The sequence below is a fragment of the Paenibacillus pedocola genome, assembly GCF_031599675.1.
Taxonomy (GTDB): Bacteria; Bacillota; Bacilli; order Paenibacillales; family Paenibacillaceae; genus Paenibacillus_AQ; species Paenibacillus_AQ pedocola.
In genome coordinates this window covers 1,593,758-1,610,089 of sequence record NZ_CP134223.1, presented here as the reverse complement: position 1 = coordinate 1,610,089, position 16,332 = coordinate 1,593,758, and the positions used below count along the sequence as shown (strand labels likewise).

General features: G+C 49.4%; 12 protein-coding genes and 1 pseudogene. 1 reads left to right on the top strand and 12 read right to left on the bottom strand.

All coding sequences use genetic code 11. The features are described 5' to 3' along the window. Positions 1 to 16 precede the first annotated feature (16 nt). From QU597_RS07075 to QU597_RS07065, 3 genes are all read right to left on the bottom strand, one after another. Entirely contained in the window at positions 17 to 1,627 is a 1,611-nt protein-coding gene (locus tag QU597_RS07075) for a response regulator (RefSeq protein WP_310831981.1), read from the bottom strand. A gap of 113 nt (positions 1,628 to 1,740) precedes the next feature. Continuing rightward, positions 1,741 to 3,423, bottom strand: coding sequence for a CehA/McbA family metallohydrolase (locus QU597_RS07070; protein WP_310831980.1), 1,683 nt, complete (start codon positions 3,421 to 3,423; stop codon positions 1,741 to 1,743). Positions 3,424 to 3,636: 213 nt separating this feature from the next. Next, entirely contained in the window at positions 3,637 to 4,479 is an 843-nt protein-coding gene (locus QU597_RS07065) for an AraC family transcriptional regulator (protein ID WP_310831979.1), read from the bottom strand. 113 nt (positions 4,480 to 4,592) lie between these two features. On the opposite strand from QU597_RS07065, the gene QU597_RS07060 reads away from it, so the two are divergent. Continuing rightward, on the top strand, positions 4,593 to 6,578 hold the full coding sequence (locus tag QU597_RS07060; RefSeq protein ID WP_310831978.1) for a beta-galactosidase: 1,986 nt from the start codon (positions 4,593 to 4,595) through the stop codon (positions 6,576 to 6,578). A gap of 106 nt (positions 6,579 to 6,684) precedes the next feature. Here QU597_RS07060 and QU597_RS07055 read toward each other — a convergent pair. The 9 genes and pseudogenes from QU597_RS07055 to QU597_RS07015 form a co-directional block, all read right to left on the bottom strand. After that, positions 6,685 to 7,131: pseudogene (locus QU597_RS07055) on the bottom strand (sigma-70 family RNA polymerase sigma factor); the annotation flags it as partial. Positions 7,132 to 7,188: 57 nt separating this feature from the next. After that, on the bottom strand, positions 7,189 to 7,581 hold the full coding sequence (locus QU597_RS07050; protein WP_310831977.1) for a C-glycoside deglycosidase beta subunit domain-containing protein: 393 nt from the start codon (positions 7,579 to 7,581) through the stop codon (positions 7,189 to 7,191). 19 nt (positions 7,582 to 7,600) lie between these two features. Beyond that, the gene (locus tag QU597_RS07045; RefSeq protein ID WP_310831975.1) at positions 7,601 to 8,587 is read right to left on the bottom strand and encodes a sugar phosphate isomerase/epimerase family protein; all 987 of its coding nucleotides are present in this window, start codon (positions 8,585 to 8,587) and stop codon (positions 7,601 to 7,603) included. Positions 8,588 to 8,620: 33 nt separating this feature from the next. Then, positions 8,621 to 11,122 (bottom strand): GH39 family glycosyl hydrolase, encoded by a 2,502-nt coding sequence (locus tag QU597_RS07040; RefSeq protein WP_310831974.1) that lies wholly within the window; start codon positions 11,120 to 11,122, stop codon positions 8,621 to 8,623. 32 nt (positions 11,123 to 11,154) lie between these two features. Next, a complete protein-coding gene (locus QU597_RS07035; protein WP_310831973.1) occupies positions 11,155 to 12,123 on the bottom strand; it encodes a sugar phosphate isomerase/epimerase family protein in 969 nt (322 codons plus the stop codon). 16 nt (positions 12,124 to 12,139) lie between these two features. Further along, a complete protein-coding gene (locus tag QU597_RS07030) occupies positions 12,140 to 13,237 on the bottom strand; it encodes a Gfo/Idh/MocA family protein (RefSeq protein ID WP_310831972.1) in 1,098 nt (365 codons plus the stop codon). A gap of 246 nt (positions 13,238 to 13,483) precedes the next feature. Then, the gene (locus QU597_RS07025) at positions 13,484 to 14,572 is read right to left on the bottom strand and encodes a Gfo/Idh/MocA family protein (protein WP_310831971.1); all 1,089 of its coding nucleotides are present in this window, start codon (positions 14,570 to 14,572) and stop codon (positions 13,484 to 13,486) included. Positions 14,573 to 14,587: 15 nt separating this feature from the next. Next, entirely contained in the window at positions 14,588 to 15,379 is a 792-nt protein-coding gene (locus tag QU597_RS07020) for a sugar phosphate isomerase/epimerase family protein (protein ID WP_310831970.1), read from the bottom strand. 309 nt (positions 15,380 to 15,688) lie between these two features. Continuing rightward, positions 15,689 to 16,327 carry a TetR/AcrR family transcriptional regulator gene (locus QU597_RS07015; RefSeq protein ID WP_310831969.1) on the bottom strand — a complete coding sequence of 213 codons (639 nt, stop codon included), beginning with the start codon at positions 16,325 to 16,327 and terminating at the stop codon, positions 15,689 to 15,691. Positions 16,328 to 16,332 lie beyond the last annotated feature (5 nt).

The window sequence follows — 16,332 nt, the reverse complement described above, 5'->3', positions numbered from 1 at the left end:
ATAGGCTTGTGTGATCTCACCTGAACTTTTTCCTGTATTCCTTTGGCGTCATCTGAATGTAATTCTTGAACACGATGTTAAAATAAGTGCTGTTCTCATACCCTACCATCTCGCCGATCTCATGGACTTTGTATTTGGTCTGCTGTAACAGCTCCTTGGCCTTGCAGATCCGCAGATTTGTCAAATATTCCTGAATGCTGATGTTCATCTTTTCCTTGAATAAAATTCTCAGATAGTTGGGACTCAAGTACACCCTGTCCGAAATATAAGTAAGCGTTATCGGCTTGCTGTAGTCATGATTCAAAATATTTAAAATTTCCTTGATAATGTAGTCATCTTTATTGAGTTTTTTCCGGTCCATGTAGGAAGAGATGGAATATAAGATCTTGCTGGTATATAAGATCAGTTCCGGGATGGTTTTGGAATTAATGATATTCTTGAAAATGTGAATTTCTTCTTCAGCCATCTTCTCGAACCGTTCACCTAAGCCTGCCATTTGCATGGAAAGGTTGGAAAAGAGGAAGATAAACAGGCTTTGAATATCATCCATTTTTTTATTGGAGTCCAGCAATATTACGTTTACCAGCTGGTTAAGCTCATCCTCACAGCTTTCCCCCTCACACACCAGGTCCGTCACGCGTGAAATTGCCGCTTTGATATCCTTCGGTTCCGGCTCCATTGAAGCAGAAAGTGCTTCTGTTGACTCACTGTAAAAAACGATATGTCCATACCCCAGTTCTATCTTTCTGCTCGTAACCATAACAGCTTGTTTGTAGGCCGCATTCAGCTCAGCAAAATTAGCAAACTGACCGCTGACTCCGATCATATACTTGTAGTTATATTCGTTAGACAAGGCTTTGATTTCTTGTTCAATATCATTAATTATCCTTGCATCCTTCTCCTCTCCCTGGACCAGAGTATGAAGCAGTGCAATGATGCCTTTGCCTGAATTCTTCAAAAAAATTACATTCTTATTGCTGTTGAGGCCTTCGAGCCTGAACAGGATCACATTGAGCAAATCGGTATTCTGAAACAGATCCGTATCCGCGCCAAAATCAAACTCGATCAAAGCCAGCTTATACATCCCGATCATTCTCAGCTTCAGATCGTTCGCCTGAACTGATAAGGCTTTTGTATCATTGGCGCTTTTTCCCGAGACGATTAATTCCTCAAGGAACCTCGATTGCAGAAAAGGAAGATTATTCTGAAACTGTGCAATAATCTTGTTATTCTCCAGGCTGGATAGCTTCTCATCTACAAGAATGGAAGTGATCTTCTTAATAATACTGATCAGTTCCTCTTGTTTCAGAGGTTTGATTAAATAGCTGTACGCCCTTACCTCCATCGCTTCCTGAATCAGGCTGACCTCTTCATGTCCGCTGGAAAAGATAAATTTCACATCAGGACAAAACCGGATTACATTTTTGGCCATTTCAATCCCGCTCATACCCGGCATTTTCATATCGCTGATGATGATATCGGGCATAAAGGTGAGTGCTTTGTCCAGCCCGTCCAGACCGTTAAAGGCAGTCTCTACCTGCCTGATCCCCAGAATGTCCCAGTCAATATAATTTTGCAGGGCATTTCGTTCAAAATCGTTATCTTCTACAATCAATAGTTTGGCCATGTACATTACCTTCTCTTTGCATTCATTATTTTTTGTAGAATTGCAGAATTAGGGTCATGCACCACTATAACAAAGTAAGATAAACGGGATATAAAATATCGCGCCGGAATACTCTAAAAACTGATCTGGAGCTCCACTTTACTTAAGATTTGTCTGATCCGCGAAAGCTCAAAGCAGGCGGCAGGCACTTCTCCTGCAGAGTAACGGTTGTCTTGATTAAAATATCCAAAATAAAGATTCCGGAATATTTGCTGCAATTCACCCATTTCAAATAGCTTCACCTGCTTCACCGTTCCGGCAACCGCGATATTCACTTCAGAAGCTGGCTTAATCGTGCAACGGATTTCCTGTGTAAACTCCGTCTTATCGGAGTCATGGTCAATCCAGAAAACTCCGTCCGCCGGCTGGCCGTCCTTTGTGATACATATGGTCAGATCCGATTGGAAATTCCTGTTTGCAAAGGGGGTGTTTCTGATGTAAACAGGATTTGTGATCGCGACATTTCCAGCAAAATCATAACATTTTGCAAGAATATAGCTATCCTGCTTTATGCTTAGTTTTTCATTCAGTTCGTAATGAGGATCGTCGATTCCAACCTCTTTCCATACTTCACCATTGACGATCAGCTGGATTTTACTAAGTGACGCCTGATAACACCGGAATGTTTCAATCTGGATATTAAATTCATCATCTTCTGTATAGTTCAGGACCGCTCCAGGAATTTGTCCGTTTACTTTCAGCAGAATGACGGGCCCTGAGGACACCATATTTTTGCCTGCTTTTACCGATGTACATAAGGAATCAATGCTAAATTCATCAGCAAAAGTATAGGTTCTGAACTTCAAATGCTCCATCGGAGCCGAATCGAAGGAATGATCCGTTTCTGCCACTCCCGGCATAAAATAGCCGTTATCCAATACATCGTACCAAAGCTTCTGGTATGAGAGATGATCGCTGTCATATCCCATAATCACCATCGCATCGATCGATCCGGCCAGGATTTCAAATCCTAAAGAAGCTGCAATATTAGTGATGAACTCTCCATTATGAGACCACCAGCTGGTGGGATGGGCAGCAACCGCAACGGAATTCCCGCCTCTTTCCTTTCCAAGCGCTTCATAAGGGTATGAGATGCAGTATTCCGGTTCTGCTCCGGCTTTGGTAAACAGCCACGGATCCCATGCCCGGTCATAATACTTGCTAAAAGGAGGCAGCTGTTCATAATTCATCATAAACATGTGCCCATAACGGCATTTCACAATTTCGTTGCCTATATCCAGAATAAAATCGGAGTTATTTACGGCTTTGATAGTCCCGGAGTACTTTTCCCTGTAGGCAGCCTTTTCCTCCCGGTTTCCATCCCGGTCCTGGATATGAGTCTCCAGATCATATGGCGATCCTGCAAAGAAAAAGTTAAAATCCTCACCCTTCATAATGGCAGAGGCACTTACAAGGTTCCCTGCCGTTGAGTTCAAATTCCTGGAGATATGCGAATGTGCGTCGAAGGAGTAAAGGCCAAGACGCTTCGTATCCACTATTTTCTGCAAATACACCTCAACAACAACATCGTCCTGATCCAGCCGCACCTTTCTCTCCACAGGCAAAAATAAAGGGCCCTTAAAGCATTCGATCCCATACTCGCCCGCTTCCAGTTCAAATTCATATGCTCCATTGCAGTAGACCACTATTTTATGACTGTTTACAGTAAGGCCGCTGTTATGATGAAGCTCGCATAGATGGATTTTGCAAGAGGCCTGTTCTTTTGCTTCATTATATACTTGCACCTTTAATTTCATGGATATCCTCCTGAATAGCCTGGTCCCAAGGCCTTTTACTAAATTATATATCCGCCTAACTTTCACCAACAATTCAAATATCCATCGAAAGGTAGCATTAAAGGTTATACTTTACACGTATTCCTGGTGATAAAAACAAACATTTTAGATAGATAAACATAACAGACACTTTCTGGTTCTCAGAAGGAGACGTTCACAAGGACAGTACATATATTAAGATTTCTGGTAGCTGCGGCGGAAAGCGCCGGGTGTGAGCCGTTCCAGCTTCTTGAAGATTGCTCCATAATAGCTGGCAGATTCGAAGCCGACTTGATGAGCAATATCCTCCATCCCGCGCTGCACATTGTCGAGCAGCAGTTCCTTGCTCTTGTTGACCCTTACCTGATTGACATAGCTGATGGGACGAATGCCTGTCGTCTTCTTGAACAAATGGCAGAAGTATTCCGGTGTGACGCACATCAATCCGGCGAGTGTCTGTAAAGTAATCTCTTCGGCATAATGCTGGTCAATATAGTCTAGGACCGGCTTTAACCGTGTATACTGCTGACCGACAGTATCGCTACCCTCGACAGAGATGCGCTGAATTATTTCCGTCAATAAGGTATAAAGGATGGCGGAGCATGCGTAATTGCTTAACGTTTGCTCTCGCGGCGTAAGGGCAGCTTTCAGCAGCTCCTTCATTCCGGATAGAAGGTATTCGGGCGATGCGAGCGTGAATACGCATGTGTCTACAATGCCGACTGTTTTAAACAAGCCTGCTGACCCGCTGCCATCAAAAATGATCCAGTCGACTTTCCAGCTCCCCGATAAAGCATAGTACTCGTGTTTCTGGCCGGGGAACAGCAGCATACCCATGCCTTGCTTGACGATATGCTCCGATCCACTTAGCTTGAGTTTGCCCTCGCCACTACGGCATTGAATCCACTGATAATCCTGAATGCCCGGGTCCCGGTATATATGCTCCTGTTCATGATGCAGACCAATCCCTAGCAAATAAAATGGGAGCAGCTTGTCTCGGGCGGATAGTACCGGAAAAGCGCGATTTGGATGAGACATGCGACCAACTCCTGCTATCTTAATATTGTTATATCGTATTAAATATTTAGGATATTCACTCCAATTAATATAGCATATAATCGCAATATATTGATGAGCAAAGGAGATTAAGGATGACGATTAAGATCGGAATTGATTATTATCCAGAGCAATGGACTGCCGAGCAATGGGAGAAGGATGCAGCGCTTATGCAAGAGACAGGTGTTGCTGTTGTGCGAATGGCGGAGTTCGCCTGGAGCAGAATGGAACCGACCGAGGGTGATTATCGGTTTGAATGGTTGGATGCGGCTATAGAAGTATTTGCCACACGCAATATGGCGATCGTGTTATGCACACCTACCAATACCCCGCCAAACTGGATGACAACCCGTTATCCGGATGTGCTTCCAATGGATGAGCAACGTCAAATCATCCGGCCGGGTGTGCGCGGACATCGTTGCAACAACAGTTATTCCTTAAGAATGCTGGGATCCAAATTTATGGAAGCGATGTCACAGCGCTATGCGAAGCATCCCGCCGTCATTGGCTGGCAAATCGATAACGAGATGCACTACCAGGAATGCCATTGTGATACGTGCAATCGTGCATTTGTTGCTTGGCTACAGAAGCGTTATTCCAGTCTGGAAGAGTTGAACCGGGAGTGGGGCACGGTCGTCTGGAGCGGGGAGTACAGCAGCTGGTCCGAGGTAACGACACCGCTCGGTACCAGTAAACCGATGAATCCTTCCTATCTTCTGGAGTACAAGCGCTTCTGCTCGGACAGTGTAGGCTATCTGCTGGGATGGCAGCTTGATATTCTGCGCAGCAACTGTCCGGGCCAATTCGTGACGCATAACATGTGGCAATACCCGAATAGCCTGGACTATTACGATCTCTACAAAGAGCTGGACTTCGTCTCTGTCGATTATTATCCGAATGAGCTGTATCGCGATTATGGCGACCGGTTCCCGAGGAACGGAGCGTTGACACTGGACTTGGTTCGAGGCATCAAGCGCCGCAATTTCTGGGTAATGGAGCAGCTGAGCGGAGCGCAGGGAGCCTGGATGCCTATCCAGCGTACTCCTTATCCCGGATTGATCCGGGCCCGTTCCTGGCAGACAATCGCCCGCGGTGCCGACATGGTCGTCCATTTCCGCTGGCGGAGTGCTGCTGCCGGAGCCGAACAGTTCTGGCATGGACTTATCGACCACAGCAACGTTCCTGGACGCAGGTTCAGGGAGTTCGCGGAGCTTACTAGCGAGGTGAACCAGCTAGGAGAACTGCTGGACGGTTCGACAATCGTTAACCTGGTTGCGATTTTGCATTCACATGATCAACATACGGCGCTTTCCCTTCAACCCCAAGCAGAGGGGGGAATGCACTATATAGACAACTTGTCCTCTATGCATAATGCATTTCTGAAAATGGGCGTAGGTACGGACGTTATCAACTGGACCGAGGAGCTCGATGGCTACAAGCTGATCATTGTCCCTTCCCTCTTTCTGTTAAATGAAGAAGCAGCACAGCGGCTGGAGCGATTCGCGGCCAAGGGCGGCACGGTTGTCCTCACTAATCGTACAGGTGTGAAGAACATGCGGAATGTATGTGAGATGCTGCCTCTGCCGGGACTGCTGGCGGAAGCGGCGGGGGTTGTCGTTAGTGAGTATGATGCAATTGGCAACAGCGAGCATTGGATTCGGAACGCGGAGGGCCAGACATTTGCTGCGAAGCAATGGAGCGATCTGCTGGAACTGCGGGGAGCAGCACCGATTGCCTGGTATGACAACGACTTTTACGAGGGTGTGCCGGCAGTTACCGTTAATAAGTTTGGTGAAGGTGAAGTGTATTATCTCGGCACTTGGCCGGAGCCATCGTATTTCTATCAGCTGTTTGAAGGAATAGTGAAGGAAAAGGACCTGGCACCCAAGCTCCAGCTCCCAGAAGGTGTCGAACTGTCGATTCGCACGAAGGGTGAGGAAAGCTTCCTGTTCCTGATCAATTTGACGAATGAGCAACGGGAGGTGACGCTTGACGCTCCCTATCGCAGCTTGTTGACGAGCAAGAGATCGGAGCAGAAGATGATATTGCCAGCTCTGGGAGTAGATATTCTTACTTTATAGAATCAGCGGCTTGTATCTTTGCGAAGGGCTGTCTCACAAGGTTGAATACCTTGAGGGACAGCCCTTTATCAAGTATGCTAATGTACATTACGTTGTAATTTCAAGCTCACCGCTTCGCCTTATAAAACTCATGATAAAGCTTCATGAACGCCCTCTTCTCTATCCGCGACACATAACTCCGCGAAATCCCTAGCTCCTTTGCAATCTCCCGCTGCGTCCGCTCTTCCTCGCCGGTATCCAAGCCGAAGCGGCCGACGACCACCTCTTTCTCACGTTCATCGAGAATATCGAGATTGCGTTAAATCTTACTCTTCTCGATCTTCAGATCCACTTCCTTAACAATATCATCTGAGTCGGAGCCGAGGATAACGATCAGCGTATTCTCATTACCTTCCTTGTCTGTTCCTATAGGATCATGCAGGGATACGTCCTTTTTAGTCTTTTTAAGCGATCTCAAATGCATCAGAATTTCGTTTTCAATACAACGGGCAGCAAAGGTCGCTAGCTTCGTGCCTTTGTTCGGGCGGTAGCTCTCGATGGCTTTGCTAAGCCCAAAACGGCTTTTCGATAAAAGCGGCCCTTACTCTTCCTTTATCCACTTAAGGAATCATTAAATAACAGTAAGGGTTTTAGTCTGTGACCCGGAGAACGGCACCGGTATATAGGCGACACGTGATACTTGTGTCAATTTGATTGTATGCTCTCCTGCCGGAAGTCCGCCTGCCTGCTCGACATACACAATACCTTCTTGTCCGTATTCCCATTTGTAGCTGGTTACGGTCTTCATTTCTTCAAGTGTAAAATAAATCTCCCCGTCCGGTGAAAAACGGATGCTCTCACGCGGAACCTCTTGGCCGTCCACCTCAACCTGGATATCATGGACCATGGAAAGCGGAATGCCGCGGTAGTAGGTAATGCGCGTACGCATTTTGTAGCCGGTGATTTCCCCGTCTTTTTTGACATTCTCAAGGCTGTTATCTGTTAAGACATAGTTATCGAACATGTACTCTTCTCTCCTCTGCTTAGATATAGGAACGCAGCATATCTTGCTGCAATCTTACTTGAGTCACAGCATCAATCTCGGTTCCCGGAAGGGCAAACCGGCCGCCTTCATATTCACTGGCAATATAACCCTCGTAGCCTTTTTCCTTGAGATATTCAATAAGTTCCTTATAAGGAATGGAGTATTCTGTGCCTTCTTCAGTCATCTCCCAGAACTTGCCGTGGAAATGCTTCACATACGGCATATAAGGGTCCAGAACGGAGAAATCCTTGTTCTCATATCCGCCCGCGAAGATAATATATTCTCTGTCGATCCGGGAACGGACCATTTTTTCCAAATCTTCCGGCAGCTTGTTATGGGATAGTTCCAGAGGATCATCCCCGCTGGCAAAGATGTCGTCGATATATTTTACAATCTCAGGATTCAAGCCCTGATCGAGGAAAAAGGCTGTGGATACGCGCGGATGTCTGCGGCAGAAAATCCCTGTATCCACGACCAGACCCAGATAAGGCGAATTCAGCTTGAACATGATGTCGGTAAATTTCTTGGTCATTGCATTGTCAAAAGCCATTCCGGCATGCACTTCAAGCGCCATGATGACATTCAGCTCTTCCGCAAGCGGCAGGGCCTCCTCAATAATGTCGGCCGGTGTGGCGGAAACAAGACGGACCATCGGGAAGCCAAGATTGTGAGCCTGGACCAGCTCTTTTTTCAGGAAATCCAGGTTTTCTTTCTTGGTCAGCATGCGGTTATGATACAGGTTCGTATTGATAAAAATATCGTTGCAGACCGGAACGATTCCCGTTTCCTTAACTATCCGTTTCCAGTTTTTGATGCTCGCATCGTCGGTTTCCGGCGTGTTGTGGAACATCTGGTCCGTGATGACCTCCACCCCTTCCACACCAATCTCCGCAAGCTCCTGCAGACACCCTTCCAGCGACAATTTGCCGCGCACATATTCATCCTGGTAGCTGTACAAGCTTACTGCCCGTTTAATACTGGACATGTTTACCCCTCGTTTCTTTAATAATAATTTGTGTTATAACGTATCCATTCTCAGCTCCAGCTCGATCAGGCACATTTCGTGAGCGCGTAGTGAGCTGCTGATCTCCATTCTTCCGCCTCTCACCTCCACATGCTCTACGGAAATGTCCGGCACACAGATCTGCTTCAGGAACATAATTTCATCGGGTCGGATATCGTGGACAGCGCCGAATTTTTTCCACTCTTTAAGAATGCTGCCCCGCTCGCTGCTGACAGAGGAACGCTTCAGCCGGTAGCTGCCGTCCTTCAGACCCTCCAGACGGAATTTACGCTCCAGCGGCTTAGATCCGGTGGTTCCTGGCTCCTGAAGCTCATCCGGCACAGACACAGGCTCTGACTCCCCGTAACCGCTCAGCTCGGAATGCCGGTAATGAAAGCACAGGAGCTGGTAGCGGTCACCGCTGCGTTTGGTCAGCATGTAATCCCGGCCCCGGCCGATCAGCTGCTTGCCCATCCGGTTCAGGAAAGCGAATGCATAGTAAGCAGGCTTTTTGATCCCGTTTTTGGAGATCAGCCCTGCTCCCCCGTGCAGCAAACGCCGGGAGTCCCTGAACTCGCTGAAAATGTCAGAGTAGAGCCAGTAGCCCATCAGCACCTGTTCACCGAGCGACTCCGTCATATTTTTGAGAATATATGAGGCTTTGAAGATGCTGTCATTCAGCGGGTCCCTGTTCGAAATACTGAAGTTCCATTCCGACACATGCAGCGGTAAATGCGTAAGGCCATGATCGGCCAGTGACTGTCTGACCGCCTGAATCGTATGAAGGATCCAATGCTCATCGGCTGAATGTGCAAACACCGGGGCGCTCCCGTCAGCAGGCGTAATGAATTCATACGGATAGAGATAGACAGACAGGAAATCCGGAACGATCTCCCTGCGGCTCCACCTGTCCAACAGAAGCGGCAGAAAGCGCCCTTCCAGATCCATGCTTAATCCGCAGCCCCCAAGCCTTGCCGCAGGCAGCAGCTCCTTCAATTCCCTCCAGGTCAGATCAAACCGGACAAAATAATCATTGAACCACTGCTCCATTTCACCCGGCTGGTAAGCGGTACTGACCAGATCGTCCACCCCCTCAAACAGAAACGCATGCTTGCTGGAATGCCACAGCTCGAAATACCAGCTTTCCACTTCTTCGCTGCCGTAGCGGTTGATGCAGTGAATGAGAAAGGATCGGATCAGCCTTTTCCATTCCTCCGCCCCTCTCTGCCGGTGTACCGCAGGAGCCTTTCCCATCTTCTGGGCGGCATTCTTCTGGATCAGCTTCGGCTTGTCGCCGAGCTCAAGGTACGGCCGCAAATTGTGGCGGATCAGAATATCAATCAGCTTATCGATATTGCTAAAGTTATAGCCGTTATCCGGGTCCGACGGGTCCTCGATCATCATCTCATCGCTGAAGATTCCCCACACCCGGGCATAGGTGAAACCCAGATCGGTGCGGATCAGCGGCAGCTGCTCCTGCAGATCGGAATTCAGCAGATCGCGGGCGTAGCCGATGTTGATGATTTCCTTCCAGACTCTTTTATAGCTGGCCGCCTGTTCCGGCACAGCCTGAACCGTCACGATGGAGGCATCGGGCAAAGAGTGATTGTTGATTAGCGCTTCCAGCTCTCTCAGATCAGCCTTTTCAGCAAGCACTGACCCTTCCTCTTCACTTGTTCGTGCTAGACCGGATTCCAGCGCCGCCTTCCGGTACTGGGAAGGCGTCAGCTGATACGCTTCCCGGAACACCCGGTTAAACGCGGTCAGACTCGGGAAGCCGCTGTCCAGCGCAATCCGTGTAATCGGCTGATCTGTATACAGCAGATGGGCCATCGCATGATCCAGACGGATCTGATTCAGGTATTCCGAGAACGTCATGCCTGTCTCTTTCTTGAAGGATTTGGAGAGATAGGGCACGGAAACATAATGCTGTTCGGCCACTTCATTCAGAGTCAGCGGCTGCCGGTAGTTCGCCTGCATATAGGAGCAAATCTCCATCAGCCGCTGATTCGGCTTGTTAGGCGTAAGCATGGAGCCGACTGCTGCCGTTTTAACGGTGTAATGGCTTAGCAGCAGATGAAGCAGCTCAAAGGTCAGTTTAATCTCCACTACAGGATGCATTGTTTTATTCCGTATGCGCCCCTGTAGAATTTCCGTAAACATGCTCCGCAGCTCATCGTCGCTTTCCTTGCGCTCCCGCACGGAGCAGCAGAAAAACCTTGTCTCCTCCTGGCCGCCGAAGAATGTAAGCAGCTCCTGGGGAACCCTGAACCGGGCAGCCAGAACATCCTTACCGGCATTCAGCTTATGCTCCTCAAGCGGATTAAACAGGATGAACTCATGCGGCCCGAGCATAAGCTTCCGTTCCTGCTGCTGCACCGTCAGGTTGCCCCGCAGCACATAGACAATCAGGATATCGGGACTGGCAACGGAGCCGGAATCCCGTTCGGTAATAATCGACGTTTGTAATGACAAGCGGGGTATAATCCGTAGTATAGGATGCCCGGACTTCTCCATTGCACAGCTCCTTTCCCATTGTTATCTGTAGATCAGACCCACCACATCTCTGCTGCCGGCTCACGGATGAGCAGCGGCTTCAGTGTATCCACCGCTTTGGAGAAGCCCTCTCCTACCGACATCAGTCCATCCTCATGTTCAATGCTGATGACATAATCATAACCGACCAGCCGCAGTGTGCTGATCAGATCCGCCCAGGTTTTGCTGTCATGGCCATAGCCGACAGAGCGGAAATTCCAGGCCCGGTCCAGCAGTGCCGTGTACGGCTGCATATCCGTAACCCCGTAACGGTTGACGTTGACTGGATCAATTACGGTATCCTTGGCATGGAAGTAATGCAGGGCGCCGGCCCGGCCGAGAATCTGAACCGCCTGCAGCGGATCAATGCCCTGCCACCACATGTGACTTGGATCAAGGTTGGCCCCGATGGCTTCGCCCGCTGCGTCGCGCAGCTTCAGCAGTGTAGCCGGTGTATGGACGGAGAAGCCGCCATGCATTTCCAGTGCAATCTTCAGCCCTTTGTCCTGTGCGCAGCGGCCGGTTTCCTTCCAGTAAGGAATCACCTTCTGCTCCCATTGCCAGGCCAGTAGCTCGCCGTATTCGTTCGGCCACGGTGCAACCGGCCAGTTGGGATACTTCGCATCTTCGGAGTCACCGGGACAGCCGGAGAAGCCGACTACAACCGGAACCTCCAGACGCTCGGCAAGGTCGAGGGTCTTCATGAACTCCTCATGATATTGACGGGCCAATGCCTTCTGCGGATGCAGCGGGTTGCCGTGGCAGCTCAGTGCGCTGATGCTTAGCCCTCTGGATTCAAACTGCTGCTTGAAGGCCTTCAGCTTGCCGGCATCAGCCAGCAGCTCATCGGGCTTGCAATGATGATTGCCGGGATAACCGCCGGTTCCCAGCTCAACAGCATCCAGTCCTTTGGAAGCGATAATATCGAGCGCCTCCTCCAGCGGTCGCTGCTGCAGCAATACGGAGAATACTCCAAGTTTCATTGTTACCACACCTTCTTTAGATGAATACCGGCTCGCCTGTTTCTGCCGATTTGTAGATCGCTTCAAGAATTTGCGTTACAACCAGTGCCTGCTCCGGTTTAACCAGCGGCTCTTTATCATTGAGCAGCGCATCCAGCCACATCCGTGCTTCCACATCGTTCGCTCTGCGGCTCTCTCCGCTGAAGTACGCTACACCGCCGCCGTCAGACGGGCCGGTTTCAACCAGTTGACCGTGCTGTGCAGTGTTGAACACCACATAACCTTCATCCAGGAATGCTTTACCGCGCATTTCCGCACCCGCTTTGGTTCCGCACAGCGTAACCTGGGCTTCCTTACCGTCCAGTACGTTGAGCGCCCAGGCTGCTTCAAGATAAATCGTTGCACCATTCTCCATCTTGATGAAGCCGAAGGCGGAGTCTTCCACTTCAAATGTCTCAGGGTCCCAAGGTCCGAACATATTGCCCATCGGGTTGTTGCTCAGCTTCTGGTAAGTCGAGCCGACAACCATTTTTGGTTTATAGTTATTCATGTTCCACAGAGTCAGATCCAGTGCATGGGTACCGATATCAATCAGCGGGCCGCCGCCCTGTTTCGATTTGTCCGGGAATACACCCCAGGTCGGAACGGCTTTACGACGTACAGCATGCGCTTTGGCAAAATAAATTTCACCAAGCTCATCATTCTCGCAGGCTTCATGCAGAGCCAGTGAATCAACGCGGCAACGGTTCTGGTAGCCGATTGTTAGCTTTTTGCCGGTACGCTTGGCGGCATCCAGCATTTTCTGTGCTTCCTCGGTGCTAATGGCCATCGGCTTTTCGCACAGTACATGCTTGCCGGCCTCCAGCGCATCAACCGTGATGTAGGAGTGGGACACGTTGGGAGTCAGGACATGCACGACATCCAGCGTTTCATCCTTCAGCAGTTCTTTGTAATCTGTGTATACGCTTGCATTTTCAATCCCGTATTGCTTGGCTGCCTTAGCCGCACGCTCTTCCACGATATCGCAGAAGGCCACCAGCTCTGCTTCTTCACTAAGAGCGGCAAGTGCCGGGAAATGCTTCTGATTGGCGATACCGCCACAGCCGATAAATCCGAATCTCAATTTTTTGCTCACGTTAGTTTCCTCCTGAAATGAATGATTGCGAAGTTATTTACTATCAATTAATAATTATCATTTGTTTAATGATTTACTGATAGTAAACTTCCTGTTCATACAATATCACTCCCGCTTTTGTTTGGCAAGTGGTTATTTTGCAGATTTTCAATCATTTTGTAACCGCTATCAATTCAAAGTAAAAACATGCGCCATCCCGGGGTTTTCCCCTCCGGAATGCCGCATGCCGCGTACAATATTAAAGCTTTATCTGACCGCCGCTACCGGCTGCTCCTGCTTCAAAATAACCGGTGCACCAGCTGCAGCGCTTTGATAGAATGCATCTACGATTTCAGCAAAATACAGGCCGTCTTCCGCCGGAGCAATCAGCGTACTGCCTCCATGCCGGATACTGTCAACAAAATGCCGGAACTCGTTCTTCAGCTGCAGCGTCGGGTTCAGCTTCAGCTTGGGGGTAATATCCAGACAGATATCCGAGCTTTCGCCGAACAGCTTCAGCTGCCCGTTAACAAGGCTGGCTCCGCCTTTTGAGCCCATTAGCTCCACGTAGAAACGGTCCTCTTCAATATTGGAAGCCCAGCTGAAATCAAACGACAGGCTGGCCCCGTTTACCAGTCCGAGGTAACCGGTTGCCGCATCCTCCACGTTAAACAGTCCGCCTTCAATCCCTTTGTAGCCGTTGCGGTTCCGGGCGGTTGTATGGACAAAGTTCTGGTGGATGCTGCCGGCCACATAGGAAACCTTGGGCAAGCCCATAAAGTACAGAGCAAGATCCAGATAGTGGGCGCCCAGGTCAATCATAACCCCGCCGCCGGAACGGTCCTTATCGGTGAACCAGGTTCCTCTGCCCGGGATGCCGCTGCGGCGGATCCAGCCGGCTTTGGCATTGTAGATGTTGCCGAGATTCCCGTCATCAATCCACTTTTTCAGGAAGACAGCTTCATTAAGGAACCGGTTGTTAAGGCCGATCATGACTTGCTTGCCGGAACGGTCGCGGGCAGCAATAATGCGGCTGGCCTCCTCACTGCTGATGCTGAGCGGCTTCTCGCAGTGGACATGGGCGCCATGTGCCAAAGCGAATTCGGTAATTTCCGCATGAAGGTAGTTAGGCGTAACAATACTGACGATATCGGGACGTTCTTTGAGGAACATCTCCTTATAGTCACTGTATACACCCGGCACATTGTACTTCTCTGCCATCCGGGTTGCCTTGCCTGCATCAATATCGCAGACGGCAACAACCTCAACATCCTCAAGGGCCAGATAGCCGTGGATATGCTTCTTCTCGGCATTGCCGCCTGCGCCGATCAGCGCGTACTTTAATTTATCTGTCAATGTAATCACCTCTTCTTAATCTTCAAGCAGCAGCTTTTTGAAATAGGACACGGAGAAATCAATGCCTTTGTCAGCCAGATAGTCCGGAAGCGCCGATTTGCGCGGCTCTATACTGAGTCCGCCGTCATATCCGGCTGCTCTCAGTGTAGCTATAAATGAAGGCCAGTCGGTCTGGTCCATCCCGGCCGGCGGCTCATCCACCTTCTGTCCGTTCACAAGCAGTGAGCCTTTGAGGTGCACATGGGTGAACCGGTGCCCCCAGTCCAGCGTCTCTTGCAGATAGTCCCCTCCGAAGAAACGGGCATGCGACGGATCAAATTTAATGCCCAGCTCCGGCAGATGTCCATGAATGATCCGCCAGATATCCGGGGTATTTACAAAGTTTACTTTACGGCAGTTATAGGAGGAGACGGCGACGTTCTTCGGCTTGGCATAGGCAATCAGTTCGCTGAAAAAAGCGATCGCCGCCGTGCAATTCTCATATAGCGACAGCTCTTCCACATAGTTGCAGCCGGCCACGAAGCTCGGGCAATTCAGCCGGGCTGCAGCATCAATCAGCCTGAAGCAACGCTCCAGCTCTTCACGGATAATCGCGCCATGCGTGTCTATCCGAAGCGATTTCCAGCGTCCGATTGATCCGACCTCAATACCATACTTGGAAGACCACTCAGCAATCTGTTCAACCTGACTGGTAAATTCGTCTACGTTATCTCCCTCATTAATGGTGAATTCCAGAAAACTCAAACCTCTGCTTTTGGCCTGAACAAAGCTTTCCTCGTTGACTGCAGCAATAATTCCCAGCTTCATATGCGCGCTTCCTTTCCTAATAAGCCAGTAATAGTTTATCTATAATTAATGGTTAACTATAAGTAACTCTTTAATATTACTTTATCACTATTTGTCTTGCTTTGCAAGGGAAAACGCACACATTTCTACGGGGCGAGCAGCCAGCCGGGGCGGAATCAACGGCATTTTTGCCTGTGATTGGCTCGTTTGGCCCGAGGGCGCACCTCCTGCCACCCGGTTAGAAGCGCACAAAAAAGCGGATTCCCCAAGGAATCCGCTAGATCGGCCGTTAACCGACGGCATATCTGCTATATGCGTCCACCACTCAAACTACCTTTTCAAATAATGCAATACAAACGCCTTGGAAGTGTCCGCGAGTTCCTTCACATCGACTCCATGCTCCTCCTGCAGCAGCTTGCCGCGGAAGGCCAGACGCTGCATCAGGCTGATGATCATTTCAAAGATGAACAGGCTGGTCTTCTGCAGCTGCAGCTCAGGGCGAATCGAGCCGTCCCGCACACCCTGCTCAATATAATTTTGCAGCACCCGCCCGATGGTACCGTCGCTGACCAGTTCCCTGTAGGTCGCCTGCAGCTCCTCGTTCGGATAATGGTCACGGTAGGTGTGGTCAAAAAATCCGATGTATTTCAAATAATCCGGATGGTTCTCCAGAAACTGAACCCAGACATCCAGGTATCCCTCCACACTCTCCAGGCCGCTGCTCCGGGAAGAAGAATGCTCTTCAATGAACACCGTCAGCTCACCCAGTATTTTCTGCTGCACCGCAAAGATCAGCTCGTCCAAAGAATTGAAGCATTTATAGAAGGTAACCTTGCTCAGATTCGCCCGTTCGCATATCTCTTTAAGACCTACATTAGTAAAATTGCGCTCAATCAGCGTATGCTGTCCGGCCAGAATGAACTCTTCACGGTTCCGGTTCCGCACATCCTGATGCCAAGTCGTAGCCATAATAC